This window comes from Lutimaribacter pacificus, assembly GCF_900142185.1.
GTDB lineage: Bacteria > Pseudomonadota > Alphaproteobacteria > Rhodobacterales > Rhodobacteraceae > Lutimaribacter > Lutimaribacter pacificus.
On sequence record NZ_FQZZ01000014.1, the window covers coordinates 41772 to 66258 of the forward strand.

A 24487-nucleotide genomic window follows, 5' to 3' on the forward strand; every position below is an offset into this window, starting at 1 on the left:
CGATGATTGCCATGATACGCCCTATCCTCACGTCACCGATTCCGTTTCCCCGTGCTTCTGCAGCACATGAGCCCGCAGCCGTCACAGGGCGTATCGCAGCTCTTGCCACACTTGTTCTTCTGACAGCTTTCACGATCCTGTCGGGGTCGTCCGGCGCCCATGCGCAGGCCGCGTCCTCCGTTCTGTCCAGGTTCATCGACGATATCGCCCCTGGCGAGCTGGTCGAGGGGGCCGACGCCTTCGGTCCGATCCGCGAGGACATTCCGGTCGCACCGGTCATGCAAGGCGATGAGCGGATCGCCTGGGCCTTCATCGCCTCGGATTTCGTGGGAACCACGGGCTATTCCGGCAAACCCATTCACACCATGGTTGCCGTCGATGACGATGCGATCGTGCGGGGTGTCAGCCTGGTCAAACATTCCGAGCCGATCGTGCTGATCGGTATCCCCGATTCCAAGATTCAGGCGCTGGCAGCCGATTATGCCGGGCTCGATCTGGTGGCCGAGGCCACGTCGGGTGGAACGGCCCACGATCTTGAGATTATCGCAGGCGCCACCGTGACCATCATGGTGATCGACGATTCCATCGTGCGCTCCGGCCTGAAAGTGGCCAGGCAGCTCGGGCTGGGCGGGCTCAGCGCCCCCGACGCCCCGAGCGGCCCGCGATTCGAGATCGACCCCGAAGCCACCGCCGCGACAGACTGGATGACGCTGGAGGGCAACGGAACCCTGCGCCGCCTGTCGCTGGATGTCGGCCAGGTGAACGCCGCGTTCGAAAAGGTCGAGGACCCGCGCGCCGCCGCGCGGCCGATCAACGACCCGCCCGAAACCACGTTCATCGACATGTATATGGGGCTTGTCTCGGTTCCCGCCGTTGGCGAGGCGTTGCTGGGCGCTGCCGAACACGCAAACCTCCAAAGGTGGCTGGACGAGGGCGATCACGCCATCATGATCGCGGGCCGCGGGCTCTATTCCTTCAAGGGGTCGGGATATGTCCGCGGCGGTATCTTCGACCGCATCGTATTGATCCAGGGCGACCTTTCGGTGCGTTTCCGTGACCGGATGCATCGCCGCCTGGGCGATATCGCGCCCGACGGTGCGCCCGAGTTCACGGAAACCGACCTGTTCAAGATCCCCGCCGATACCGGGTTCGACCCCACCGAACCGTTCCGCCTGCAATTGCTGGTGCAGCGCGACGTGGCCGCGATCGAACGGGTCTTTACCACCTTCGAGATGGGCTATCAGCTGCCCGACGCATATCTGCGCGCCTTGCCCGCCCCGACCCCTGCGCCAGAGGCGAGCGCGGCGCAGGCGGTGGCCGAACAAGAGGAGCACGCGGCGCAATCGGCGCTGTGGAAACGGATCTGGCAGGACAAGACAGCCGAGATCGTGGGCCTGTCGGTCATGCTGTTCATCCTGACGGTGGCGTTCTTTTTCCAGGGCTTCCTGACCCGGTCCGAGCGCGTGACCTACTGGTTCCGCATGTCCTTCCTGACGGTGACGCTGGTGTTCCTGGGCTGGTATGCGAATGCGCAATTGTCGGTGGTCAACCTGATGGCGCTGTTCGGTGCGCTGACGACCGATTTCAGCTGGCAGGCGTTCCTGCTCGATCCGCTGACCTTTATCCTGTGGTTCGCAGTGGCCGCCGCCCTGATCTTCTGGGGGCGCGGGGCCTATTGCGGCTGGCTGTGCCCGTTCGGGGCCTTGCAGGAGCTTACCAACCAGATCGGGCGCAGGCTGGGCATTCCGCAATGGACCCTGCCCTGGGGGCTGCATGAACGGCTGTGGCCGCTGAAATACATGATCTTTCTCGGGCTGTTCGGCGTGTCGCTCGCCTCGATCGAACAGGCCGAAGCCCTGGCCGAGGTCGAACCGTTCAAGACCGCGATCGTGCTGAAATTCGTCCGGGCCTGGCCCTTCGTGGCCTATGCCGCCGCGTTGCTGATTGCCGGGCTGTTCGTGGAACGGTTCTATTGCCGCTACCTTTGCCCGCTGGGCGGGGCGCTGGCGATCCCGGCGCGGCTGCGCATGTTCGACTGGCTGAAGCGGTACAAGGAATGCGGCAACCCCTGCCAGACCTGCGCGAACGAATGCTTCGTTCAGGCGATCCACCCCACGGGCGAGATCAACCCCAACGAATGCCTCAACTGCATGCATTGCCAGGTGCTTTACCAGTCGAAAACCAAATGCCCGGTCGTCATCAAACGCGTCAGGCGGCGCGAAACCGCATCGCGCGGCGCCGCCGAGGCGGGCCGGTCCATCGAAAACCATCCTAACCTGAAGGAGAAGACCAATGTCTGACTCAACACCGAAAAAAGGCATCAGCCGTCGCGGAATGCTGGGGGCGACCGCAGGAGGCGCGGCACTGCTGGGCGGCGCGGGCGGTGCGCGACTGGCCTTGCTGGGCGCCACCGCCGGGGCAGCCACGGCGGCCGGCACGGGCACGGCCCGGGCTGCCGAGGGCGCGCTCAGCATCGCGCCGGGCGAACTGGACGAGTATTACGGCTTCTGGTCCTCGGGCCAGACCGGCGAGCTGCGCATCCTGGGCTTTCCGTCGATGCGCGAACTGATGCGCGTGCCGGTGTTCAACCGCTGCTCGGCAACGGGCTGGGGCCAGACCAACGAAAGCCTGAAAATCTTTGACGAAGGTATGCTGCCTGAAACCAGGGCGTTCCTCGCCGCGCAGGGCAAGCGGGTGCACGACAACGGCGACCTTCACCACCCGCACATGTCCTTTACCGACGGCACCTATGACGGGCGTTACCTGTTCATGAACGACAAGGCCAACACGCGCGTGGCGCGGGTGCGCTGCGACGTGATGAAATGCGACAAGATCGTCGAAATCCCGAACGCAAAGGCGATCCACGGTCTGCGGCCGCAGAAATTCCCGCGCACCGGCTATGTCTTTGCCAATGGCGAGGACGAGGTGCCGATGGTCAATGACGGTTCGGTGCTGGACGAGCCCGACAAGTATGTGAACTTCTTCACCGCGCTTGACGGCGACACGATGGAGATCCCGTGGCAGGTGATGGTGTCGGGCAACCTCGACAACACCGACTGCGACTACCAGGGCAAATACGCCTTCTCGACCTCCTACAACTCGGAAATGGGCATGAACCTGGCCGAGATGACCGAGAACGAGATGGACCACGTGGTCGTCTTCAACCTGGCCGAGATCGAAAAAGGCGTGGCGGACGGGGACGTTCAGGTGCTGAACGGCGTGCCGGTGATCGACGGACGCAAGGGGCAGAACAAGAAATACACCCGCTACATCCCGATCCCCAACAGCCCCCACGGCATCAACACCGCGCCCGATGGCGTGCACGTCGTGGTCAACGGCAAGCTGTCGCCGACATGTTCGGTGATCGACGTGACCAAGCTGGATGCGCTGTTCGAAGAGGATGCCGACCCCCGGTCGTGCATCGTGGCCGAACCCGAGCTTGGCCTCGGGCCGCTTCATACCGCGTTCGACGGCAAGGGCTTTGCCTATACCACGCTGTTCCTCGACAGCCAGATGGTCAAATGGGACATCGCCAAGGCGGTGCAGGCCTATGCCGGCGAAGAGGTCGATCCGATCGTGTCCAAGGTCGACGTGCATTACCAGCCGGGTCACAATCACACCACCATGGGCGAAACCAAGGAGGCCGATGGCAACTGGCTGATCTCGCTCAACAAGTTCTCGAAAGACCGGTTCCTGAATGTCGGGCCGCTGAAACCCGAGAACGAACAGATCATCGACATTTCGACCGATGACATGAAGGTGGTGCATGACGGACCGACCTTCGCCGAACCGCATGACGTGATCCTGGTGCGGCGCGACATCGTGAATCCGGTCAATGTCTGGGACCGCAACGATCCGATGTGGGCCGAAACGCGGGCGCAGGCCGAGGCGGACGGCGTAAATATCGACGACTGGACCGACGCGATCATCCGCGACGGAGACAAGGTGCGTGTCTACATGACCAGCCAGGCGCCGACCTTCTCGCTTGAAAAATTCGAAGTGACGCAAGGCGACGAAGTCACGGTCATCGTTACCAACCTGGACGATATCGACGACCTGACCCACGGCTTTACCCTGAACAACCACGGGGTTGCCATGGAGGTCGGGCCGCAGGCAACCGCCTCGGTCACGTTCACGGCGGCCAAGCCCGGCGTATACTGGTACTATTGCCAGTGGTTCTGCCACGCGCTCCATATGGAGATGCGCGGCCGGATGCTGGTCAAGCCGAAGGACGCCTGATCCATGCCGCTCCGCTTTCTCATTCTGATCGTTCTGCTCGCCTCTGCCGCCCATGCGGAGGACGTGCAGGTGCCGGCAGAAAGCGGAGCCCTGAAAGCCGCCGTCGCCGGGGCCACCCCCGGCGACGTCCTGACCCTGTCGCCGGGCCGCCATGAAGGCCCGGTGACGCTGTCGCAACCCATCACGCTGAATGGCGGGGGCAAGGCGACCGTCGATGCCGGCGGCCGGGGTTCGGTCATTACCGTGACGGGCGAAGACATCACCGTGCGCGGCCTGACCGTTATCGGCTCGGGCAGCGATCACCAGACCATCGATTCCGGCGTGCAACTGACCAAGACGGCCCGCCGCGCGGTGATCGAGGACAACCGCATCCTCGGCAACCTCTATGGCGTGGACATCCACGGCGCCGATGACAGCATCGTGCGCGGCAACGTCATCGAAGGCCGGCAGGACCGGCGGATGAACGACCGTGGCAACGGCGTCTATGTCTGGAACGCCCCCGGCGCACAGGTGGTGGGTAACGACATCCGCTATGGCCGCGACGGGATTTTCGTCAACACCTCGCGCCGCAACACCTTCCGCGACAACCTGTTTCGCGACCTGCGTTTCGCCGTTCACTACATGTACGCCAATGACAGCGAGGTGTCGGGCAATATCTCGATCGGCAACCACCTGGGCTATGCGCTGATGTTCTCGGACCGGGTCAAGGTTCTGGACAACCTGTCGCTGAACGACCGCGACCACGGGCTGATGCTGAACTATGCCAACAATTCCGACCTGCGCGGCAACCTCGTGCGCGGGGCGGACAAATGCACCTTCATCTATAACGCCCATCGCAACCTTATCGTCGCCAACCGCTTCGAGGGGTGCGATATCGGCATCCACTTCACCGCCGGATCGGAACGCAACGCGCTGACCGAAAACGCTTTTATCGGCAACCGGACGCAGGTGAAATACGTCGGCACGACCGATGTCGAATGGAGTTTCGAACGTATCGGCAACTACTGGTCCGATCATGCGACCTTTGACCTGGACGGCAACGGGATCGCTGACAGCCCGTTCCGCCCCAACGACCTGATGGATCACATATTGTGGTCGCAACCCGCCGCCGCCCTTCTGGTGGGCGCCCCGGCGGTGCAGCTTATTCGCTGGTCGCAATCCAGTTTTCCCGCCACCCTGCCGGGCGGCGTGCTGGACAGCCACCCCCTGATGACGCCGGTACGGATCGCGGTGCCGGACGACATGGCCGGCCTGATCGCTCAAAGCGCCGGAAAATGGCGCAACGGAAAGACAGATGACACAGAGTTTGATCCTCTCGCAGCTCACTAAGAGCTATCAGGACACGCAGGCGCTGCGCGATGTCTCGCTCGACGTGGCGCCGGGTGAACGTGTCGCCCTTCTGGGTCACAACGGCGCCGGGAAGTCCACGATGATGAAGATCGTCCTCGGGCTCATCCCCCATGACAGCGGTACGGTGAGCGTGCTTGGCGCGTGCCCGGGATCGGGCGTGGCGCGGGCAGGCGTCGCCTACCTGCCCGAGAACGCGGCCTTCCACCCGGCGCTGACCGGGCTGGAGCAGATCCGCTACTACCTGCGCCTGCGTGGTCAGCCCGCCCGCATGGCCACGGACCTTCTGGCGCGTGTCGGGTTGGCGGACGCCGCGAAACGGCGGATCGGCACCTATTCCAAGGGGATGCGGCAGCGGATCGGACTGGCGCAGGCGCTGATCGGTAAACCCCGGCTTCTGGTGCTGGACGAACCCACCAGCGGGCTCGATCCGGTGTCACGGCGCGATTTCTATGCCCTGCTCGACGAGCTGGCCGCCGAAGGCGCGTCTGTCCTTCTGTCCAGCCACGCCCTGACCGAGGTCGAGGCGCGCACCGACCGGCTGGTGATCCTTTCGCAGGGCCGGGTGGTCACGCAGGGCAGCCTGGCCGACCTGCGCCGCCAGGCCGCGCTGCCGATCCGGCTGCACGTGACGCCGCGCGATGGACAGGGTCCCCGCCTGGCCGAAGCCCTGCCGCAAGGGCGCATGAACGGAACCGGCCTGCACATGAGCTGCGCACAGGACGAGAAGCTTCCGACGCTGTCGCGCATCGCCGGGCTGGGCGACATGGTTCGCGATATCGACGTGATCCCGCCAAGCCTGGAAGACATCTACAGCCACTTCAGCCGGAGGGACGGACAATGACCCGGATACTGGCGACGGTCTCGACGGAATTCACGATCGCCCTGCGCAACAGGTGGGTGGCGATCGCCATCGCCATGATGGTGGTCTTTTCGCTGGTTCTTTCGGCGGCAGGGTCTGCGCCCACCGGGGCACTCGGGGCGGACAGGCTGTCGGTGACGGTGGCCAGCCTGACATCCCTGTCGGTCTACCTGGTTCCGCTGGTGGCCCTGCTGATGTCCTTCGACGGTGTCGCCGGCGAGGTCGAACGCGGCACGCTGCCGCTTGTGCTGACCTACCCCATCTCGCGCGCCGAACTGCTGCTGGGCAAGCTGGTGGCGCATCTGGCCGTGCTGGCGCTGGCGGTGGCCGCGGGCTATGGCAGCGCCGCGCTGGCGGCCGTCCTGATGGATGCAGACGCCGCGCGGGGGCTGCCCGCGCTCTGGCGGCTGATGTGGTCCTCGGTCCTGCTCGGGGCCGCGTTCCTCTGCCTCGGTTATGCGCTCTCGGCCCTGTCGCGGCGGCCCGCGGGGGCGGCCGGGCTGGCCATCGGCCTGTGGCTGGGCATGGTCGTGCTTTACGATCTGGGCCTGCTGGCCGCCGTCGTGACCGATGGCGGCGGGTGGTTCACGACCGAGCTGTTCCCATGGCTTCTGGTCGCGAACCCGGCCGATGCGTTCCGCCTGTTCAATCTTGCCGCCTCCGAGGCGACGGCCGCCGCCGCCGGCATCGCGGGCGCGGCCAATTCGATCCCGCCGGCCCATGCCCTTCTGTCGCTGGCGCTCTGGCCGCTGCTGGCCCTTGGCGGCGCGGTTGCGATCTTTCGAAAGGTGACACCATGAGAGGATTTCTTGCCTGTCTGTGCCTCGTCGCGCTTGCCGCCTGCCAGGAGGATACTGCCGGACCCCCTCCGGCGGTCACCATGACCTCGTCGGCGGTGGGTCATTTCTGCCAGATGAACATGCTGGAGCATCCCGGCCCCAAGGCTCAGGTCCACCTCAAGGGCCTGCCGGGCGCACCGCTGTTCTTCAGCCAGGTCCGCGACGCCATCGCCTATCTTCGGATGCCCGAACAAAGCCACGAGATCGCCGCCGTCTATGTCAGCGACATGGGGCAGGCGCCAAGCTGGGATTTTCCCGGCCCCGACAACTGGATCACTGCCGACAGCGCGCATTACGTTCTGGAGTCGGGTCGGGTGGGCGGTATGGGCGCCCCCGAACTGGTGCCCTTTGCCGATACCGACGCCGCCCGCGATTTCATCAATCGTCACGGCGGGCGGCTGGTTGCGTTGAACGAAATTCCCGACGACGCCGTGCTGGCCCCCGTTCAGACGGCAACGCCGGACGGAGCGGATGACGGCGATTTCGCCGAACGCCTGCGCGCGCTGTCAAAGGAAAGGACGAACTGACATGCAGACCCTCTCGCGCCGCCGCTTTCTGACCATCGCCGCCTGTGCCGGGGTGTTCGGCACACGGGCTGCCGCCGACATACCCGTGACGCAGTGGCAAACCACCGCGCTTGGCGCGCGCACGACGCTCAGCCTTGCGCATTCCGATGCCGGGCGCGTCGCCGATCAGGTCTTTGCAGAATTGCGCCGGCTGGAAGGCATCTTCAGCCTCTACCGGCCCGACTCCGCGCTCAGCCGGCTCAACCGCGACGGCAGGCTGGCGGCACCGCCCTTCGAACTTCTGGAATGCCTCGGCCTTTGCGATCGTATCCACAACGCCACCGGCGGGCTGTTCGATCCCACGATCCAGCCGCTATGGGCCGCCCATGCGCAGCAACACGCGACAGGCAAGGCCGATCCCGACGGGATCGACCGGGCGCGCGCACTGGTCGGCTGGCCGCAGGTGGCGGTCGACAGCCAGGCGATCACCCTTGCGCGGCCGGGCATGGCGATCACGCTGAACGGCATCGCGCAGGGCTATATCGCGGATCGCATCGCCGCGTTACTGACCCGGCAGGGCCTGACCGACCTGATGATCGACACCGGAGAGCTGCGCGCGCTTGGCGGGCATCCGCAGGGTGGCGACTGGCCGGTGACGCTGGAAACCGTCGATGGCGGGCGCTCGGGCCGCGTGCGGCTGCGCGACATATCCATGGCCACCTCCTCACCGGCGGGCACGCAGTTCGATACCGTGGCGGGGGCCGGCCATATCCTCGACCCGCGCACCGGGCAGCCCGGCCGCGCGCCTTGGCGCCTGGTCAGCGTCACCGGCCCCAGCGCGGCGGTGGCCGACGGGCTGAGCACGGCGATTTGCCTGATGAAGGATCGGGACACGATCGGGGCCGCGCTCTCGGGCTTTTCCGACATGACGCTGGTACACCTGTCCTGACCGGACAGATATCGGCACGGCGCGGATCAGCGCGGCAGGGCGGTATCGCGGTCCCGGGCCGGAAACGTCGATTTCGACAGGACGGTCCCGTTGCCATCCACGGTCAGCCGCAAGGCCCGCGCGCCGGAGAAGAAGGTGATCCGCCAGCGGCCTTCATCCTCGCCTTCACCCTTCTCGCTAAGCGTCGTGACACGCCCGTCGCGCATCCGCTCCCTGACCTCGGTTTCGGACAGGCCGAACGCCGCCGACAAAAGCTCGGCATCAACCTCGAAACCGTCAGGGTTCTTCGTGACCTCGCTCATGTGCGGTTCCGCCAGTAATTGTTCGCTGCGGCAACCGTGGCGAAATGCGTCGCAACCACATGGCTCACGGCGATCAGTGCATCCGCGTCCTCGGCGTATTCGGGCCGCAGCCTGTCGCGCACCGCGGCATCGGGCTGGGTTGCCTTGACGGCCACGCGGGCCAGTTTGACGGCAAGGTCATAGCCGTCCTCGGGCGTTGCGGTCTGGAGCGTCGGGAGCCAGCTTGTCATCGTTCTTTCCTTCCGTTTCGGGTGGGGTAAAGGGGCCGGTCAAATGCCGGCAGGATCGACACCGACAGGCCGGCCCGGCGTCATTCTGCCGTGCCTTTCCGCATCATGCCGCCGCCCTTTCCGGCAGGGCGATATCGGCAAGCGTGGACTGGTTCAGATCGTCGATGAACCTGGCCTCGGCGCGGCGCAGCCTTGCCTTGAGACGGCAACACCCCTCGATACTGCAATTACCGCTGTCGGGCCCGAAACACTCGACCAGCGCCTGCCCCTGTTCGAGCAGCCGCACGACATCGCCCAGCCGGATATCCGACGGGTCGCGGCACAGCACGGCCCCGCCGCTGCCGCCCCGGCGGGTTTCGACGATGCCGCCCCGGGCAAGCTGCTGCATGATCTTGGTCAGGTGGTTGCGCGACAGGTCGAATTCCCCGGCCAAATCGGCGGTCGAAAAGGCACGGCCGGGCGCGCTGGCCATCCGCATCAGCATACGGAGCCCGTAATCGGTGAAGGATGTAAGACGCATGAGACCTCATGGATGGGTTAAATTGGTATTTACAATACCTATTAACGAATATACATCTGAGATCAAGCCCAAACAGCGGAGTCGCTCATGTCGCCCGATGAGTCTGGAATTCTGTCCGCCCGCCCGCGAATGACCGCCGAGATCATGGCGCGGACCGGGCTGGACGAGAACAAGCTGACCGAACTGGTGCATCGTTTCTATGACAAGGTGCGCGCCGACGCCGTTCTCGGCCCGATCTTCGCCGCCCGGATTTCCGACTGGGGCCCGCACCTGGAGCGGATGGTGGAGTTCTGGTCCTCGGTCGCACTGATGACCGGCCGCTATCGCGGTGCCCCGATGCCGGCCCACGCGACCCTGCCGGTGGAGTGGGATCACTTCAAACGCTGGCTGGTGCTGTTCCGAGAAACCGCGGCCGAGACCTGCCCGCCCGAAGGCGCCGCGCATGTCATCGAACGCGCCGAGCGGATCGCACGCTCGCTGTACATGGCGGTCGAGGACGCCAGGCCCCGAACCGTTCCGTCCCTGCTCTGATCGAAGGATACCGACATGACGAAACCGATACCCCCGCAAGATCCCGCCGGCCTCACCCGCTATATCGAGGCGGAGTATCATGCAAAGCACCGCACCCAGCTGCCCGAACTGGCGGATCTGTCGGAAAAGGTGGAAACCGTCCATGCCGGGCGGGCGGATGTCCCTGCCGGGCTGGCCGAATTGCTGCACCGGATGATCGGTGAGCTTGAGGTGCACATGAAGAAGGAGGAGCTGATCCTGTTTCCCGCCATTCGCAACGCGGCACCGGGGCTGGACGCGCCGATAGCGGCGATGCGCGCGGATCACGACGACCATGAGGCAGAGGTCGAACAGGTCCGGCAATTGACGAACGGCCTGACATTGCCGGAAGGCGCCTGCCGAAGCTGGACGCGGCTCTATGCCGGGGTCGGTGAATTCCTTGACGACCTCGCGGCCCATATCCGGCTGGAAAACGATGTGCTGTTCCCGCAATTCGAAACCCATGGCGCAGATCATGTCTGACCTGCATCTTCCCAGGCCGACCAGGGACCTCGTCGAGCGGCGTCATGCCCTGGCACCGGAGACCGAGGACGCCTTCCGCGCCTTTTCCAAAGCGGTGTTCGCCGAGGGCGCGCTGGATACGCGCAGCAAGCAGCTTATCGCCGTGGCGGTCGCGCATGTAACCCAATGCCCGTGGTGCATCGAGGGCCATGTCAAGGCGGCCCGGCGCGCGGGCGCCTCGGACGAACAGGTCATGGAGGCGATATGGGTCGCCGCGGAAATGCGCGCCGGCGCCTCCTGGGCCCATGCGCTGAAGGCGGTGGAGGTGATCGGCGACACGGACAAGCGGGACAGCTGATGCCGCCGGCAAGGCCGCCCATCCCCGACGCCCCCGGCAAGCGTATCCGCGTCAAGCGGATCTATCGCGCGGCACGCCTGTCGGACGGCAAGCGGATACTGGTCGACCGGCTCTGGCCGCGCGGCGTGGCAAAGGACCGCGCCCGGCTGTTTCAGTGGCATAAGGAGATCGCGCCGAGCGATGAGTTGCGGCACTGGTTCCACGGCGATCCCGATCAGTGGCAGGCGTTCACCATGCGCTATCAGGCGGAGCTTGCCGCCCATGACGATTTGGTCCGCGAACTTGCCGGATACGCGCGCGAGGGCGTCGTCACGCTGCTTTATGCCTCGAAGAACGAAGCGCATAACAACGCCATCGTGTTGCGCGATTACCTGCGCCAATGGCTGGAACGGGAGGGGCAGACATGACGGACCGGCAAGACACCCCGCTGCACACACCGCTTTGCGACCTGCTGGGGTGCGACCAGCCCGTGCTGCTGGCCGGAATGGGCGGCGTTTCCCGTTGGGAACTGGCTGCCGCCGTGGCCAATGCGGGCGGCTACGGGATACTGGGCATGGTGCGCGAAGACCCGGTCCTGATCGCCGCAGAGGTTACCGCGCTGCGGGGCGCGACCGACCGGCCCTTTGCCGTCAACCTGATCCCGGCGGCGACCGAGCCGCGGTTGCTCGACGCGCAGATCGCCCGCTGCCTTGATCTTGGCGTGCCGGCCTTCAGCTTTTTCTGGGACGTGATGCCGGACGTGGTGGCCCGCGTGAAACGTGCCGGTTGCCTTGTCCTGCACCAGGTCGGCACGGTCGAGGCCGCGCGGATCGCCGAAGAGGCCGGGGCGGATGTGATCATCGCGCAGGGCGCCGAGGCGGGCGGTCACGTGCACGGGCGGCACCCGGCCTTCGGGCTGGCAGAGCAGATCCTTGCGCAGACCGACCTGCCCGTCGTCATCTCGGGCGGGATCGCAACGGGCGAGGGGCTTGCCGCCGCGCTGGCCATCGGCGCCGATGGCGTGCAATGCGGAACGGCCTTTCTGGCGACCGACGAATCCTTCGCCCACCCCTATCACAAGTCCCGCATCGTCGATTCAACGGGCGACGACACGGTGCTGACCGATGTCTTCGTGCTGAACTGGCCCAAGGGTGCGGCAGTGCGGGTGATCGCCAACAGCGTGACCGAGGGGCTGGAAGGGCATTACCTGGGTCACGATCCCGACAGCCTGCCGCGCGAGGCCATCGCCCGCGACGGCGATCGGCCGCGCCTGCGTTTCAGCACGGATTCGCCCCTGCGAACCACGACCGGCGATCTGGAGGCGATGGCGCTCTATGCCGGTCAGGGGGTGGGTGCGCTCAACGATGTCCCACCCGCCGCCGCGCGTCTGGACGCCATGGTCGCGCAGGCCCGCCATATCCTGAAGGGCACGGTTCGAAACGGTTTCAAGGCGATGACATGAGCGACGAATTCAAGAGCTTCCGCTGCCAAAGCGGCTTTTCCTCACCGCCCTGCTATGCCGCCGAGGTCGCACCGGATTATTTCGATCCGCTGGCCGTCGATCCCGAACAGGCACGCGACGTGGCCCGCTGGCGCAAAGCCGAACGCACCCGCCTGCGCGACGCGCGCCTGACGCTTTCGGTCGCCGAGCGCAAGGAGATCGGCGAGGCGCTGGCCGGACATCTGCGACAGGTGCTGAAAGACCGCTTCGGCGGGGCGCGGGGTATGATCTTTTCCGCCTACTGGCCGATCAAGGGCGAGCCCGACCTGCGCCCGCTGATGGCCGATCTGCACAAGGCCGGCGTGACCGTCGCCCTGCCGCTGGTCGAAACCAGGGCGGCCCCGCTCACCTTTCGCCGCTGGACACCCGAAACCCGCATGGTGCGCGGCGACTGGAACATTCCCGTCCCACCCCCGGACGCACCCGTCGTCACGCCCGACATCGCGCTTGCCCCCCTCGTCGGCTGGACGGCGGATGGCTATCGCCTCGGCTATGGCGGCGGCTATTTCGACCGGACGCTGGCGGCGTTGAACCCGAAACCCTTTGTCATCGGCATCGGGATCAAAGCGGCGCAGCTTGCAACCATCTACCCGCAACCCCACGACATCCCGCTCGACATCATCCTGACTGAGAACGGCTTGCGGCGATGAAGGGGGCCGGGCATTGCCGCCCGGCCTGCCCGCTTCAGCCCTGGTAATCCTCGTCCGAAACCTTCTCCATCCAGGTGACGGGGCTGCCGTCGATGCTTTCCTGGATGGCAATGTGGCTCATGGCCGTTTCCGGCGAGGCACCATGCCAGTGCTTTTCATCGGCGGGAAACCAGACGACATCGCCCTGGCTGATTTCCTCGACCGGCCCGCCCTCGCGCTGGACGCGGCCGCGCCCGAAGGTCACGATCAGTGTCTGGCCCGCCGGATGAGTGTGCCACGCGGTGCGCGCGCCGGGCTCAAACGTGACATGCGCGCCGCCCGCGCGCCCCGGCTCTTCGGCGGTGAACAGCGGGTCGATGCGCACGGTGCCGGTGAAATACTCCTCGGGGCCGGGGGCCGAAGGGGTGGTGCCTGAACGGATGATCTTCATTGTCAGCTCCTTGGGTTTGCCACGGGATCAGTTCCGCAGCTTTTCGAAACGATAGGTCAGCGCCGGGCCGCCGGGCTGGCCATAGGCCAGTTCCGCCGTGACCATGGCGAAGGGTTCGACGAAACGTGCGGCGCGCAAACCGCCCGCCTCCAGCGGCTCGAAACCGATGTCTCGGATCAGATCGTGCGCGACCTCCCTGGCCCCCGCATCGTCGCCATAGACCAGCAGATGCGGGCGCGGTGCCCGGTCCTTGCGGGCAAAGACGCCGGCAAAGCTTTCCGACGGGCTGGTGTTGAAGCACGACACCCAGCGGGCATCGGGGCGCAGTCGCGCCAGTTCCTCGGCCCCCGAGGTGGTGGTGCCCACGACGAGATCGGTGTTGCTTTCGTCCAGCGGTACGCAGCAATTCAGCACGACCTGCCCGGCAAGATCGCCCGCCTGCTCCAGCACGTCGCCAATGCGCGACCAGTGCACAGCCAGCAATATCGCATCCGCGCCCCGCACAGCCTCGGCGACGGAACCGCTGGCCGCGTTTGCGTCACGGGCCAGCCGCTCCAGCTTCGTCGCACTGCGCGCATAGGCGAAGGTCACGTCATGCCCGCAACGCGCCCAGAGCGTGCCCAGCTTGCCCCCCATCAGACCCGATCCGAGTATGCCGATCTTCATCGCGGTTCTCCTTCACGTCATTCAGCGCGAGCTTCAAAGACCTGTTTCGCCACCGGCAGGGCAGAGAATACCCTGGGCCAGCCGGTATAGAAGGCCAGATGCGATAGCATCGCACCTGCTTCCGCCTGCGTCAGCCCGTTATCCATGGCGCGGTTCAGGTGGAACGTCATCTGCTCGGGCTGGCCCGCCGCGATCAGGGCGGCGACGGTGACAAGGCTGCGGTCGCGCGGTTCCAGCCCCGGACGCAGCCACAGATCACGGAACAGCAGTTCACGGGTGTTGTCCACGACACCCATGCTGACATTGCCGAAGTTGCCGCGAACGGTCTCTTCCCGCGCGGCCTCGGCCGCCTCGTCCAGCGGCAGCAGTTCGGGATCGACCGCCGGCAGGTCGTCTGCGGTCACGCCGCGGTCCTCGAACACGGGCGCGACGGCGCGGGCGGCCGCGGTGGCATTGCCCCAACCGCTGTAAAAAGCGAGATGCGTGATGGTTTCCGAAATCTCGGCCGGGGTCACACCGGCATCCAGCGCCAGCGCCGCATGGTCGGCCAGATTGTCGGCTTCGTGCCGCGTCATCAAGGCGGCGAAGGTGACAAGCGCCCGGTCACGGCTCGAAAGCGCCTGCCCTTGCCAGACAGTGCCGAACAGATCGTTATTGGAATAGGATTCGAGCGCGGGGGCCACGCGGCCAACGGCGTCCGGCAGGGTGCTTGAGAAATCCTGCGCCGCGGCGGTACCGACAGTCAGGGCGATGGCGGAGGCGGTGAGGAGGGTTTTCATCGGGAACTCCTTTGCATTGCAGCTACCCGACCAATGTGGCCCTTCCCGGCCCGATCTTAATGGCCGGTCAAATCACCTCGCCCATGAGTCCGGCTCATGAATGGTCATCCCCGCTCGTGCAGCGCGTCCAGCACCACCTGAAAGGCCGAGGACGACCGCAGGCGGCTGGGGTAGTAGAGATGGAAGCCGGGGAAATAGGGCGAATAGCTGTCCAGGCAGGTCTGCAAGGCGCCCGCGGCAAGATGGTCCGCTGCCAGCCGCTCGGGCACCAGCGCCAGCCCGTGCCCGTCCAGCGCCGCACGCAGGACCAGGTTTATCGTGTTGAAACAGGTTTGCCCCCGCACCTTGACGCGAATTTCATCGCCCTTCTCATCCTCGAATTCCCAGGCATAAAGCGCGCCGTGATTGGACAGCCGCAGGTTCACACAGCGATGATCGCCCAGATCCTGCGGGGTTTGCGGAATGCCGTTGACCTCGAAATACTGCGGCGTGCCAACACAAACCATCCGCTCCTCCGGGCCGATCCGCATCGAGATCATGCCGTCGCTTACCTGATCGCCATAGCGCACGCCGGCATCGCATTGCGAACTGGCGAGGTCGGTATAGCCGTAGTCCACCACGAATTCGAGATTGACCGATGGATAGTCCTTCAGAACAGGCGAAAGCTTGGGCCAGAGCAGGGACTCGATCGCATATTCCACCGCGACGATCCGCACAGTGCCGGTGGGCCGGTCGCACGCCTCGTTCAGTGCCTCCAGCCGCGCCTCGATCTTTTCAAAGCACGGCGTCAGAGTGGCAAGCAGATCCTCACCCTCCAGCGTCGGGGCAACGGACCGGGTCGTGCGGGTCAAAAGCCGCAGGCCAAGGCGTGTCTCCAACCCCTTGATCGTATGGCTGAGCGCGGATTGCGAGACGTTAAGCCGCGCGGCAGCACGGGTAAAGCTGCGTTCCTCCGCCACCGTGGCCAGCGCGATCAGATCGTTGATATTTTCTCGAAGCATGAGGGATGCCCTGATCTGCTGGTCGACGATCATCTTGCTTTCTTCAGGATATATGCGCAGGGCTCATCAGTCCATGCATTGTGCAATCACAAATCGCGGCGTCGGGCGGATCGGGCGATAGAGCCCCTATCGGACCATGCGCATACCACGCAGACCACACCGCCCGATTGATGAACCATACTCATGAGCGGATGTACGCGCCGGGGGATAATCTTTCGGGCACGGTGACCTAGATTGCAATCAGACCGAACAGGAACCGAAGAAGGACCGCACCGATGTTCCGACACGTCGCAAGACCCATCCGAACGGCTTTGGCGGCCTGCATTCTTCTGCCCGTCCTGGCTCTGGCCCAGATCGCGCAATCGCAAACAACGGGAGACACCGGCATGACCAAGATTCATGTAATCGTCGGAAACGAAACGCTGAGCGCGACGCTGGACGATACGCAAGTCGCCCGCGACTTTGCCGCGCTCCTGCCGCTCGAGCTGAGCCTGAGCGACTATCACGCCACCGAAAAGGTCGCCGACCTGCCGCGCAAGCTCGATATCAGCGGCGCGCCCGACAGTTACACGCCGAAGGCGGGCGACATCACGCATTACGCGCCATGGGGCAACCTGGCGATCTTCTACAAACCGTTCCAGACCTCGCGGGGCCTTGTCCGGCTTGGGGAATTCGACGGGCCGATGGACGCGCTGATGCAGGATGGCGCCTTTCCGGTCCGCATCGAACTGGCCGAATAGACCCACAGTAAACAGGTGCGCCAGCGCCAAACTTCAAGGAAAATACCATGACCGACAATATCACCGGCAAGACCGTTATCATCACCGGTGCCTCCTCCGGCATCGGCGAGGCGACCGCCAGGTTGCTGGCTGCGAAGGGCGCCAATGTCGTTCTCGGCGCACGCCGGGCCGACAAGCTGCAGCAGATCGCGGACGCAATCGAAAGCGCCGGGGGCAACGCCGCCTGGCAGGAACTGGACGTGACCGACCCGGCCCGGAATGACGCTATGGTCACACTCGCCAAGGATACCTATGGCGGCGTCGACGCCATCTTCCTCAATGCCGGGCTGATGCCCAGCAGCCCGGTTTCCGCCCTGAAGACCAACGAATGGAACCGGATGGTCGATGTGAACATCAAGGGCGTGCTGAACGGTGTCGCGGCCGTCATGCCGACCTTCACCGCGCAGAAATCCGGCCATATCCTTGCCGTGTCCTCGGTCGCGGGGCTCAAGAACTACCCTGGTGCGGCGGTCTATGGCGGCACCAAGTGGTTCGTGCGCAACTTCATGGAAGTGCTGCGGATGGAATCCGCCACCGAAGGCACCAACATCCGCACCGCAACGCTCTATCCGGCGGCGATCAACACCGAACTTCTCGGCACGATCACCGACCAGCAGACCGCCGAGGGCATGAAGGGCCTTTACGATACGTTCGGCATCTCGCCCGACCGGATCGCCGATGTGGTGGCCTTCGCGCTGAACCTGCCGGCCGACACCACGGTCAACGAATTCACCGTGGGCCCGGCCAACCAGCCCTGGTGACTTTTCTCCTCCGTTGGCGGGGCCGCAATCGGGCTTGAAAGCCACGGACCATCGAAACCGGAGCGCGCGGCGACAGCGATACGCCGCGCGCATTTCGTGGTGGGAATACCCCGGGCCGCATCAGGTGTGAAGAGCACGCCCCAGCGCCTTGAGGCAGGCCTCCTGAATGGTCTCCGACTGGGTCGGGTGTGCACAGATCGTCGCCGCGAGGTCCTCAAGACGGGCGCCCATCTCGATGGCCAGGGCAAAGCCCGCCGAAAGTTCCGACACACCCGCGCCGACCGCCTGAAGCCCCAGAACCGCATGATCGCTTTCGCGCCAGACGACGCGCAGGAAGCCGTCATCGCGTTCGGTCGTCAGCGCGCGGCCATTGGCGGCAAAGGGAAACTGGGTCGCGGTGGTGCCCTCGATCTCGTCGGGAAGCGCGCCGCAGGTCACGATCTCGGGGTCGGTGAAACAGACCGCCGGAATGGCAAGCCGGTCCCAGACCTCAGACTGCCCCGCGATCCGGGCGGCGACCATGTCGCCCTGCGCCATGGCCCGGTGCGCAAGCATCGGGTCGCCGGTCACATCGCCGATGGCGTGGATGCCGCGCATCGACGTCTGGCACCCCCGGTCGACGCGGATGAATGCGCCATCCCTGGTCAGGCCCAGTTCGTCGATCCCGACACCGTCGGTGCGCGGCCTGCGCCCGACCGCCACAAGCACCTTCTCGGCCTCGACATCGCCGTTACTGGTTTTCAGCACCCCGTCGTCATGGGACAGCGCCTTTGTGCCGGTCATTACCGTGATACCAAGCGCCTCAAGCCGGCTGGCGACCGGACGGGTCAGCGCGCTGTCATAGGACGGGAGAATGCGATCTTCGCCTTCGACCACCGTGACACGAGCGCCGAGCTTGGCGAAGGCGGTGCCGAGTTCCAGCCCGATATACCCACCGCCGACCACGGCAAGCGAGCCGGGAACGCTGGTCAGCGCCAGCGCCTCGGTCGATGACAGGATATCGCCGCCGAAAGGCAGCGCGGGAATCTCAAGCGGGGCCGATCCGGTCGCTATGACGATATGTTCGGCCCTTGCAGTCACCGTTCCGTCCGCGCCGTCGATGCGCACGGTCTTGCCGTCAAGAAACCGGGCCTGCCCGGAAACCACCCGGACCCCGGCCTTGCGCAACAGCCCCGCAACGCCCGAAGTCAGGCGTTCGACGATCCCGTCCTTCCAGGCCATCGTGCGCGCCAGGTCGATATCCGGTGCGCCTGCGCTGATGCCCAAAGGGCCGGCCCCCACGACGGCGATCTTGTGAAACTCATCCGCCGCGTGGATCAGCGCCTTGGAGGGGATGCACCCGACATTGAGGCATGTGCCGCCCGGATTGCCCGCGTCCACGATGACGGTATCCACACCAAGCTGCCCCGCCCGGATCGCACAGACATAACCGCCGGGACCGGCACCAATGACCAGAAGTTTGCATTTGATATCCGACATTCAACCCTCGACAAAAAGCATGGCCGGGTTCTCCAGCAGGTCTTTCAGTTTCTGGACGAAAACGGCGGCATCCCAGCCGTCGATCACCCGGTGATCGAACGAGCACGACAGGTTCATCATCTTTACCGGGCGAAAATCCTGCCCGTCCCAGACCGGGCGGATCTGCATCTTGTTGACGCCGACGATCGCAACCTCGGGATAGTTGATGATCGGCGTCGTCGCCAGCGCGCCCAAAGGCCCCAGCGAGGTGATGGTGATCGTTCCGCCCGACAGCTCGTCGCGCGTGGCGGTGCCGTCGCGGGCCGCACCCGCAAGCCGGGCGACCTCGCCGGCATTGTCCCACAGGTTGCCGGCCTCGGCATGACGGACGACCGGCACGCTCAGCCCCGAGGGCGTTTGTGTGGCGATGCCGATATGCACGCCGCCATGCCGGTGCAATACGTTTTCCTCGTCGTCGAACCGGGCGTTCAGGTCTGGTTGTTCGCGCACCGCCTCGACGATGGCACGCATCAGGAACGGCAGAAGCGTCAGCTTGGGCCGTGCGTCCTTGTGCTTGTGGTTCAATGCGGCACGCAACTCTTCCAGCGCCTGCATCTCGACCTCTTCGACGATGGTGATATGCGGTATCCGGCTTTTGGACAGCTGCATCTTTTCCGCAATCATCCGGCGCATCCCGATGATGCGCACATCTTCGACCCCGGTATTGCGCCCGCGTGTGACCGACCCGTGCCGGACCCCGCCCGAGGAAATCCAGTTGTCCAGGTCCTCGTGCAGGATGCGCCCGGCAGGTCCGCTCCCCGGCACGTGCCGCAGATCCACACCGGCCTCGCGCGCACGCGCGCGCACCGAAGGCGCGGCAAGGGGCCGGGTGCCCGCCGCGCGCTCGGTGGTAGGTTTGGGGCGGCGGGATGCCGGTTTCGGCGGCTCTGCCGGCTCGGCGACCGGGGCCGCCTCGGGCTCCGGCTCCGGTGTCGCCGTATCGTCCGGCGCATCCCCGGCCTCGTCGCGCGGCGCGGGCTCCGTCACGTTTCCCGCTCCTGCAACTTCGATCCGCACCAGGACGGCACCGACCGGGATCACGTCACCGATCTCGCCGCCAAGCGCCAGCACCTTGCCCGCCACCGATGACGGGATTTCCACGGCGGCCTTGTCGGTCATCACCACGGCCAGCACATCGTCTTCCTGCACCATATCTCCGGGCGAGACATGCCACTCGGTCAGTTCCGCCTCTGCGACCCCTTCACCCACATCGGGCAGGCGGGTTTCGTAAACTCCCACGGATCAGTCCTCCATGACCTTGCGCAGCGCCTCGGCCACGCGGGCCGGACCGGGAAAATACTCCCACTCCTGCGCATGAGGATAGGGCGTGTCCCAGCCGGTGACACGAATGATCGGCGCCTCGAAATGGTAAAAGCAGGTCTCCTGCACCACCGACATCAGCTCGGCGCCAAACCCGCTGGTGCGGGTGGCCTCATGCAGGATCACGCAACGCCCGGTCTTTTGCACCGAGGTTTCGATGGTCTCCAGGTCAAGCGGCACCAGCGTGCGCAGGTCGATGATCTCGGCATCGACACCGGCCCGCTCGGCGGCGGCCTCGGCGACATAGACCATCGTGCCATAGGCCAGCACCGTGACCTCCTGCCCCTCGCGGAACCGCGCGGCCACACCCAGGGGCACCGGCACATCGCCTTCCGGTACCTCCCCAAGCGGGTGCTTCTTCCAGCCGACGATGGGCTGGTCGTGCTGCCCGTCGAACGGGCCGTTGTAAAGCCGCTTGGGTTCCAGAAAGATCACCGGGTCCGGGTCGTCGATGGCTGCCAGCAGCAACCCCTTGGCATCCGCCGGGTTCGACGGAACGACCACCTTCAACCCGGCGACATGGGTAAACAGCGCCTCGGGGCTTTGGCTGTGGGTCTGCCCGCCGAAGATCCCGCCGCCCGTGGGCATCCGCACGACGATGGGACATGTGAAATCCCCGTTCGAACGATGGCGCAGCCGCGCGGCCTCGGACACGATCTGATCGTAGGCGGGATAGACGTAATCGGCGAACTGGATCTCGACCACGGGTTTCAGCCCGTAGGCCGCCATGCCGATGGCGGTGCCGACGATCCCGCTTTCGTTGATCGGTGTATCGAAACACCGCGCCCGGCCATGCTTTTTCTGCAGCCCGGCGGTGCAGCGGAAAACCCCGCCGAAAAATCCCACGTCCTCGCCGAAGACCACCACCCGCTCGTCCCGGGTCATGGCCACGTCATGGGCTTCGCGGATCGCCTCGATCATGGTCATCTGCACCATGCTCAATACCCCGCTTCCTGGCGCTGCCGGACAAGATGCGGCGGCATGGTCTCATAAACCCCTTCGAACATGTCGCGCGCCAGCGGTATGTTCCCCTGCGCCAGCGTCCCGATCGCTTCGGCCTCTTTCTGCGCGGCGATGACGGTTTGCGTGATCTCGGCCTCGGCCTGCGTATGGCGTTCGTCGGTCCACTCGCCGATACGGATCAGATGCATCTTGAGCCGGTCCAGCGGATCGCCCAGCGGCCATTCCGCCGCCTCGGTGGCCGACCGGTATGCCGAAGGGTCGTCGCTTGTCGAATGGCCCCCCGCGCGATAGGTGACATGTTCGATCAGCGTCGGCCCATGCCCCCGCCGCGCACGTTCCGCGGCCCATTTCGCCACCGCGTGAACGGCCAGGTAATCGTTCCCGTCGACCCGGATCGAGGCGATGCCGAACCCGTGCCCCCTGGCCGCGAAGGTGCCGACGCCCCCGCGCGCGATGCCTTGAAAGGTCGAAATCGCCCACTGGTTATTCACGATATTCAGGACGACCGGCGCGTCATAGGTCGAGGCGAATACCATCGCCGAGTGAAAATCGCTCTCCGCTGTCGAGCCGTCGCCGATCCAGCCCGCCGCGATCCGCGTATCGCCGGAAATGGCCGAGGCCATGGCCCAGCCGACAGATTGCACGAACTGGGTGCCCAGGTTCCCCGAGATCGAAAAGAAACCGTGTTCGCGCGACGAGTACATGATCGGCAACTGCCGCCCGTGCAGTGGATCTTCGGCGTTGGAATAAATCTGGTTCATCATCGTGACGAGCGGATAGCCACCCGCGATCAGCAGCCCGGCCTGACGGTAAGTGGGGAAATTCATGTCGCCGGGCCGCAGCGCACGGGCGAAGGCACAGGAAACCGCCTCTTCGCCCAGGTGCTGCATGTAAAAACTGGTCTTGCCCTGCCGTTGCGCATTCAGCATCCGGGCGTCGAATATCCGCAAGGTCATCATGTGGCGCAGACCTTCGCGCAGCTCGTCCGGTGTCAGGGCGCCGGCCCAGTCGCCGACCGCCTCGCCGTCCTTGCGCAGAACGCGCACGATGGAAAAGGCCATGTCGCGGATGTCGTCGGGCTCCACATCGACCGGTGGGCGCGACACCGCACCGGCGCGGGGAATTTCAAACTTCGAGAAATCGGGAACGTCACCGGGTCGCCATTCCGGCTCGGGCACATTGAGCGATAGCGGGGCGTAGTCGTCGGTCATTCGAGTCCTTCCCTTTCCCGGCGTGCATCGTTCGCGGCCTTTGCAAGGATGCCGTCCACCATGTCGTTGGCAACAGCGATCGTCGTCTTGCCACTGGTGCGGCTGGTGGCAAGGATATCACGAATACGCCGGGAAATGGTGGTCAACCGCGCCTCGCGGTTCCAATCGTCGGACCGGTGGATTTCACCGGCAATGCTGATGATGCCACCGGCGTTTACCACGTAATCCGGCAGATAGCGGATGCCCGCGGCCCGCAGCGTTTCGGCCACCCCGGCACTGGCCAGCTGATTATTGGCCGCGCCACAGACAAGCCGGGCGGTCAACTTGTCCGCCGTATCATGGGTAAGGATACCGCCGAGGGCACAGGGCGCAAAGATATCCATCTCCTGGTCAAAGATCGCGTCCGGCGGGCAGATTGTGGCGCCCAGGTCCCGCATGGCCCGGTCCAGCACCGCCCGGTCCAGATCGGACACGATCAGCTTTGCCCCGGCGGCATGAAGCTTTCCGGCAAGCGCCATGCCGACATGGCCCAGCCCCTGCACCAACACCCGGCGCCCGGTCAGCTCATCTGTGCCGAACACCTCGTCCGCGCCGGCCTTCATGCATTGAAACACGCCCTCGGCCGTGAAAGGCGAAGGATCGCCGCTTGCGTACCGCCCGGAGCCAAGCCCGACGGCATAGGGGGTTTCCATCGCCGCCTGCGCCATATCGTCGGTCGAGATGCCCACGTCTTCGGCGGTGTAGTATTGCCCGCCAAGCGCCTCGACGGCCCGGCCGAACGCCCTCAGCAGCGCGGCTGACTTGTCCGTGGCAGGGTCTCCGATGATAACCGCCTTGCCGCCGCCAAGGCCGATATCCGCCAGCGCGTTCTTGTGCGTCATGCCCTCGGCAAGGCGAAGCACATCGCGCCGCGCCGCCTCCGGGCTATCATAGGGCCACATCCGGCAGCCGCCGGCAGCGGGGCCGCAAGCCGTCGAATGAATACAGATGAACCCGCGCAAACCGCTTTCCGGGTCTTCGATCCGCACCAGGCGTTCGAACCCTTCCGGCGGCGTCTCCTCCCTCAATTCGGTCATGGGCGATCCCCGACTCGTTCCAACATATGTCCCCAGTCTACGCCAATCGCATGGTTGAAAAATCCTGATCCTGGCGATACTTCGAAGAATAATAGCGTCTTTCACCATCAATGGCGGATAGCACAGTGGAAATGACTACGGACGAGGTCGATCGCAGAATTCTCCGCGCCCTTCAGGATGACGGAAGAATCTCGATCGTCGACCTAGCCGACCGGGTCGGGCTGTCACCGACCCCGTGCAACAGGCGCGTGCGCAAACTTGAAGAGGCCGGGCTGATCTCGGGCTATTCCGCGCGGATCGACCACAAGGCCGCGGGCTTCGGAATCACCGCCTTCGTCTCGGTCGAACTCGAACGCCAGCAGGGCGAAGAAATCACCCGGTTTCAAAGCAGGGTCGCACAGTTCGAAGAGGTCGTTACCGGCGCCCTGATGACGGGATCGCAGGATTTCCTGCTGGAGGTCGTCGTCGGGAGCCTTGAGGAATACGAACTGTTCCTGCAATCCAGATTGATGAAGGTACCGGGCGTCCGCGCCGTTCGGTCGCGCTTTGCCCTGCGCAAGTTCATCAGCCGCTCGCGTATTCCCTGATGTTTCCTGGCGGCTTTGATTGCTGAGTTCCGTCATCATCGAAAGCGTTGTGTTTTTTTCGGTTATTGGTTGGGCACGGATTTTGCATCTTTCCGACTGCAGC

General features: G+C 65.1%; 28 protein-coding genes. 16 read left to right on the plus strand and 12 right to left on the minus strand.

Annotated elements, in window-relative coordinates; translation table 11 throughout:
- The first annotated feature begins 11 nt into the window (after positions 1–11).
- Genes F3H87_RS20550 through F3H87_RS20580 form a run of 7 tightly spaced genes read left to right on the plus strand, consistent with a single transcriptional unit; the run spans position 12 to position 8742 of the window.
- Entirely contained in the window at positions 12–2300 is a 2289-nt protein-coding gene (locus tag F3H87_RS20550; protein WP_149789721.1) for a NosR/NirI family protein, read from the plus strand.
- Entirely contained in the window at positions 2293–4239 is a 1947-nt protein-coding gene (nosZ, locus tag F3H87_RS20555) for a TAT-dependent nitrous-oxide reductase (RefSeq protein ID WP_149789720.1), read from the plus strand. The genes F3H87_RS20550 and nosZ overlap by 8 nt, the downstream gene beginning before the upstream one ends.
- 3 nt (positions 4240–4242) lie before the next feature.
- Positions 4243–5568, plus strand: coding sequence for a nitrous oxide reductase family maturation protein NosD (locus F3H87_RS20560; RefSeq protein ID WP_149789719.1), 1326 nt, complete (start codon positions 4243–4245; stop codon positions 5566–5568).
- Entirely contained in the window at positions 5534–6430 is an 897-nt protein-coding gene (locus tag F3H87_RS20565; RefSeq protein WP_149789718.1) for an ABC transporter ATP-binding protein, read from the plus strand. Before F3H87_RS20560 ends, F3H87_RS20565 begins: the two co-directional genes overlap by 35 nt.
- A complete protein-coding gene (locus tag F3H87_RS20570; RefSeq protein WP_149789717.1) occupies positions 6427–7248 on the plus strand; it encodes an ABC transporter permease in 822 nt (273 codons plus the stop codon). Before F3H87_RS20565 ends, F3H87_RS20570 begins: the two co-directional genes overlap by 4 nt.
- Positions 7245–7814 (plus strand): nitrous oxide reductase accessory protein NosL, encoded by a 570-nt coding sequence (locus F3H87_RS20575; RefSeq protein ID WP_149789716.1) that lies wholly within the window; start codon positions 7245–7247, stop codon positions 7812–7814. The genes F3H87_RS20570 and F3H87_RS20575 overlap by 4 nt, the downstream gene beginning before the upstream one ends.
- Position 7815: 1 nt before the next feature.
- Complete coding sequence (locus tag F3H87_RS20580; protein ID WP_149789715.1) at positions 7816–8742, plus strand: FAD:protein FMN transferase; 927 nt, start codon at positions 7816–7818, stop codon at positions 8740–8742.
- Between the two features lie 26 nt (positions 8743–8768).
- Here F3H87_RS20580 and F3H87_RS20585 read toward each other — a convergent pair whose 3' ends face one another.
- From F3H87_RS20585 to F3H87_RS20595, 3 genes are all read right to left on the minus strand, one after another.
- Positions 8769–9044, minus strand: coding sequence for a DUF6522 family protein (locus F3H87_RS20585; protein WP_149789714.1), 276 nt, complete (start codon positions 9042–9044; stop codon positions 8769–8771).
- Positions 9041–9274, minus strand: a complete 234-nt coding sequence (locus tag F3H87_RS20590) for a hexameric tyrosine-coordinated heme protein (RefSeq protein WP_149789713.1) — start codon at positions 9272–9274, stop codon at positions 9041–9043. The genes F3H87_RS20585 and F3H87_RS20590 overlap by 4 nt, the downstream gene beginning before the upstream one ends.
- 103 nt (positions 9275–9377) lie before the next feature.
- Positions 9378–9794: an RrF2 family transcriptional regulator gene (locus tag F3H87_RS20595; protein ID WP_149789712.1), complete on the minus strand. Its 417-nt coding sequence runs from the start codon at positions 9792–9794 to the stop codon at positions 9378–9380.
- Between the two features lie 87 nt (positions 9795–9881).
- On the opposite strand from F3H87_RS20595, the gene F3H87_RS20600 reads away from it, so the two are divergent.
- Genes F3H87_RS20600 through F3H87_RS20625 form a run of 6 tightly spaced genes read left to right on the plus strand, consistent with a single transcriptional unit; the run spans position 9882 to position 13293 of the window.
- Entirely contained in the window at positions 9882–10325 is a 444-nt protein-coding gene (locus F3H87_RS20600) for a group III truncated hemoglobin (protein WP_149789711.1), read from the plus strand.
- A gap of 15 nt (positions 10326–10340) precedes the next feature.
- Positions 10341–10826 (plus strand): hemerythrin domain-containing protein, encoded by a 486-nt coding sequence (locus F3H87_RS20605; protein WP_149789710.1) that lies wholly within the window; start codon positions 10341–10343, stop codon positions 10824–10826.
- Entirely contained in the window at positions 10819–11163 is a 345-nt protein-coding gene (locus F3H87_RS20610; protein ID WP_149789709.1) for a carboxymuconolactone decarboxylase family protein, read from the plus strand. The genes F3H87_RS20605 and F3H87_RS20610 overlap by 8 nt, the downstream gene beginning before the upstream one ends.
- Positions 11163–11570: a DUF488 domain-containing protein gene (locus tag F3H87_RS20615; RefSeq protein ID WP_149789708.1), complete on the plus strand. Its 408-nt coding sequence runs from the start codon at positions 11163–11165 to the stop codon at positions 11568–11570. The genes F3H87_RS20610 and F3H87_RS20615 overlap by 1 nt, the downstream gene beginning before the upstream one ends.
- The gene (locus F3H87_RS20620) at positions 11567–12604 is read left to right on the plus strand and encodes an NAD(P)H-dependent flavin oxidoreductase (RefSeq protein ID WP_149789707.1); all 1038 of its coding nucleotides are present in this window, start codon (positions 11567–11569) and stop codon (positions 12602–12604) included. Before F3H87_RS20615 ends, F3H87_RS20620 begins: the two co-directional genes overlap by 4 nt.
- The gene (locus tag F3H87_RS20625; protein ID WP_149789706.1) at positions 12601–13293 is read left to right on the plus strand and encodes a 5-formyltetrahydrofolate cyclo-ligase; all 693 of its coding nucleotides are present in this window, start codon (positions 12601–12603) and stop codon (positions 13291–13293) included. Before F3H87_RS20620 ends, F3H87_RS20625 begins: the two co-directional genes overlap by 4 nt.
- A 34-nt stretch (positions 13294–13327) precedes the next feature.
- On the opposite strand, the gene F3H87_RS20630 is transcribed toward F3H87_RS20625, so the two are convergent.
- The 4 genes from F3H87_RS20630 to F3H87_RS20645 all read right to left on the minus strand — a co-directional run bounded on the left by F3H87_RS20630 (position 13328) and on the right by F3H87_RS20645 (position 16169).
- Positions 13328–13723, minus strand: a complete 396-nt coding sequence (locus tag F3H87_RS20630; protein ID WP_149789705.1) for a (R)-mandelonitrile lyase — start codon at positions 13721–13723, stop codon at positions 13328–13330.
- 27 nt (positions 13724–13750) lie between these two features.
- Positions 13751–14389, minus strand: coding sequence for an NADPH-dependent F420 reductase (locus tag F3H87_RS20635; protein WP_149789704.1), 639 nt, complete (start codon positions 14387–14389; stop codon positions 13751–13753).
- Positions 14390–14406: 17 nt separating this feature from the next.
- On the minus strand, positions 14407–15168 hold the full coding sequence (locus F3H87_RS20640) for a carboxymuconolactone decarboxylase family protein (RefSeq protein ID WP_149789703.1): 762 nt from the start codon (positions 15166–15168) through the stop codon (positions 14407–14409).
- 104 nt (positions 15169–15272) lie between these two features.
- Complete coding sequence (locus F3H87_RS20645) at positions 15273–16169, minus strand: LysR family transcriptional regulator (RefSeq protein ID WP_149789702.1); 897 nt, start codon at positions 16167–16169, stop codon at positions 15273–15275.
- Positions 16170–16555: 386 nt separating this feature from the next.
- On the opposite strand from F3H87_RS20645, the gene F3H87_RS20650 reads away from it, so the two are divergent.
- Together F3H87_RS20650 and F3H87_RS20655 are read left to right on the plus strand one after the other, a co-directional pair.
- Positions 16556–16909: a cyclophilin-like fold protein gene (locus F3H87_RS20650; RefSeq protein WP_149789701.1), complete on the plus strand. Its 354-nt coding sequence runs from the start codon at positions 16556–16558 to the stop codon at positions 16907–16909.
- Between the two features lie 47 nt (positions 16910–16956).
- Positions 16957–17709 (plus strand): SDR family oxidoreductase, encoded by a 753-nt coding sequence (locus F3H87_RS20655; protein WP_149789700.1) that lies wholly within the window; start codon positions 16957–16959, stop codon positions 17707–17709.
- A gap of 120 nt (positions 17710–17829) precedes the next feature.
- On the opposite strand, the gene lpdA is transcribed toward F3H87_RS20655, so the two are convergent.
- Genes lpdA through F3H87_RS20680 form a run of 5 tightly spaced genes read right to left on the minus strand, consistent with a single transcriptional unit; the run spans position 17830 to position 23797 of the window.
- Positions 17830–19188 (minus strand): dihydrolipoyl dehydrogenase, encoded by a 1359-nt coding sequence (lpdA, locus tag F3H87_RS20660; RefSeq protein WP_149789699.1) that lies wholly within the window; start codon positions 19186–19188, stop codon positions 17830–17832.
- On the minus strand, positions 19189–20466 hold the full coding sequence (locus F3H87_RS20665) for a dihydrolipoamide acetyltransferase family protein (RefSeq protein WP_149789698.1): 1278 nt from the start codon (positions 20464–20466) through the stop codon (positions 19189–19191).
- A 3-nt stretch (positions 20467–20469) separates the two neighbouring features.
- On the minus strand, positions 20470–21483 hold the full coding sequence (locus F3H87_RS20670; protein WP_149789761.1) for an alpha-ketoacid dehydrogenase subunit beta: 1014 nt from the start codon (positions 21481–21483) through the stop codon (positions 20470–20472).
- Between the two features lie 2 nt (positions 21484–21485).
- Complete coding sequence (locus F3H87_RS20675) at positions 21486–22721, minus strand: 3-methyl-2-oxobutanoate dehydrogenase (2-methylpropanoyl-transferring) subunit alpha (protein WP_149789697.1); 1236 nt, start codon at positions 22719–22721, stop codon at positions 21486–21488.
- Complete coding sequence (locus F3H87_RS20680) at positions 22718–23797, minus strand: Glu/Leu/Phe/Val family dehydrogenase (protein ID WP_149789696.1); 1080 nt, start codon at positions 23795–23797, stop codon at positions 22718–22720. Before F3H87_RS20680 ends, F3H87_RS20675 begins: the two co-directional genes overlap by 4 nt.
- A 131-nt stretch (positions 23798–23928) precedes the next feature.
- Here F3H87_RS20680 and F3H87_RS20685 point away from each other — a divergent pair, with 131 nt between their 5' ends.
- Entirely contained in the window at positions 23929–24384 is a 456-nt protein-coding gene (locus F3H87_RS20685; RefSeq protein WP_149789760.1) for an Lrp/AsnC family transcriptional regulator, read from the plus strand.
- The last annotated feature ends 103 nt before the right edge of the window (positions 24385–24487 follow it).

Bases quoted from the DNA above. Each gene is read 5' to 3' on its own strand.
- F3H87_RS20550 (WP_149789721.1), top strand. From the start codon at position 12: ATGATACGCCCTATCCTCACGTCACCGATTCCGTTTCCCCGTGCTTCT.
- nosZ (WP_149789720.1), top strand. From the start codon at position 2,293: ATGTCTGACTCAACACCGAAAAAAGGCATCAGCCGTCGCGGAATGCTG.
- F3H87_RS20560 (WP_149789719.1), top strand. From the start codon at position 4,243: ATGCCGCTCCGCTTTCTCATTCTGATCGTTCTGCTCGCCTCTGCCGCC.
- F3H87_RS20565 (WP_149789718.1), top strand. From the start codon at position 5,534: ATGACACAGAGTTTGATCCTCTCGCAGCTCACTAAGAGCTATCAGGAC.
- F3H87_RS20570 (WP_149789717.1), top strand. From the start codon at position 6,427: ATGACCCGGATACTGGCGACGGTCTCGACGGAATTCACGATCGCCCTG.
- F3H87_RS20575 (WP_149789716.1), top strand. From the start codon at position 7,245: ATGAGAGGATTTCTTGCCTGTCTGTGCCTCGTCGCGCTTGCCGCCTGC.
- F3H87_RS20580 (WP_149789715.1), top strand. From the start codon at position 7,816: ATGCAGACCCTCTCGCGCCGCCGCTTTCTGACCATCGCCGCCTGTGCC.
- F3H87_RS20585 (WP_149789714.1), bottom strand. From the start codon at position 9,044: ATGAGCGAGGTCACGAAGAACCCTGACGGTTTCGAGGTTGATGCCGAG.
- F3H87_RS20590 (WP_149789713.1), bottom strand. From the start codon at position 9,274: ATGACAAGCTGGCTCCCGACGCTCCAGACCGCAACGCCCGAGGACGGC.
- F3H87_RS20595 (WP_149789712.1), bottom strand. From the start codon at position 9,794: ATGCGTCTTACATCCTTCACCGATTACGGGCTCCGTATGCTGATGCGG.
- F3H87_RS20600 (WP_149789711.1), top strand. From the start codon at position 9,882: ATGTCGCCCGATGAGTCTGGAATTCTGTCCGCCCGCCCGCGAATGACC.
- F3H87_RS20605 (WP_149789710.1), top strand. From the start codon at position 10,341: ATGACGAAACCGATACCCCCGCAAGATCCCGCCGGCCTCACCCGCTAT.
- F3H87_RS20610 (WP_149789709.1), top strand. From the start codon at position 10,819: ATGTCTGACCTGCATCTTCCCAGGCCGACCAGGGACCTCGTCGAGCGG.
- F3H87_RS20615 (WP_149789708.1), top strand. From the start codon at position 11,163: ATGCCGCCGGCAAGGCCGCCCATCCCCGACGCCCCCGGCAAGCGTATC.
- F3H87_RS20620 (WP_149789707.1), top strand. From the start codon at position 11,567: ATGACGGACCGGCAAGACACCCCGCTGCACACACCGCTTTGCGACCTG.
- F3H87_RS20625 (WP_149789706.1), top strand. From the start codon at position 12,601: ATGAGCGACGAATTCAAGAGCTTCCGCTGCCAAAGCGGCTTTTCCTCA.
- F3H87_RS20630 (WP_149789705.1), bottom strand. From the start codon at position 13,723: ATGAAGATCATCCGTTCAGGCACCACCCCTTCGGCCCCCGGCCCCGAG.
- F3H87_RS20635 (WP_149789704.1), bottom strand. From the start codon at position 14,389: ATGAAGATCGGCATACTCGGATCGGGTCTGATGGGGGGCAAGCTGGGC.
- F3H87_RS20640 (WP_149789703.1), bottom strand. From the start codon at position 15,168: ATGAAAACCCTCCTCACCGCCTCCGCCATCGCCCTGACTGTCGGTACC.
- F3H87_RS20645 (WP_149789702.1), bottom strand. From the start codon at position 16,169: ATGCTTCGAGAAAATATCAACGATCTGATCGCGCTGGCCACGGTGGCG.
- F3H87_RS20650 (WP_149789701.1), top strand. From the start codon at position 16,556: ATGACCAAGATTCATGTAATCGTCGGAAACGAAACGCTGAGCGCGACG.
- F3H87_RS20655 (WP_149789700.1), top strand. From the start codon at position 16,957: ATGACCGACAATATCACCGGCAAGACCGTTATCATCACCGGTGCCTCC.
- lpdA (WP_149789699.1), bottom strand. From the start codon at position 19,188: ATGTCGGATATCAAATGCAAACTTCTGGTCATTGGTGCCGGTCCCGGC.
- F3H87_RS20670 (WP_149789761.1), bottom strand. From the start codon at position 21,483: ATGGTGCAGATGACCATGATCGAGGCGATCCGCGAAGCCCATGACGTG.
- F3H87_RS20675 (WP_149789697.1), bottom strand. From the start codon at position 22,721: ATGACCGACGACTACGCCCCGCTATCGCTCAATGTGCCCGAGCCGGAA.
- F3H87_RS20680 (WP_149789696.1), bottom strand. From the start codon at position 23,797: ATGACCGAATTGAGGGAGGAGACGCCGCCGGAAGGGTTCGAACGCCTG.
- F3H87_RS20685 (WP_149789760.1), top strand. From the start codon at position 23,929: ATGACTACGGACGAGGTCGATCGCAGAATTCTCCGCGCCCTTCAGGAT.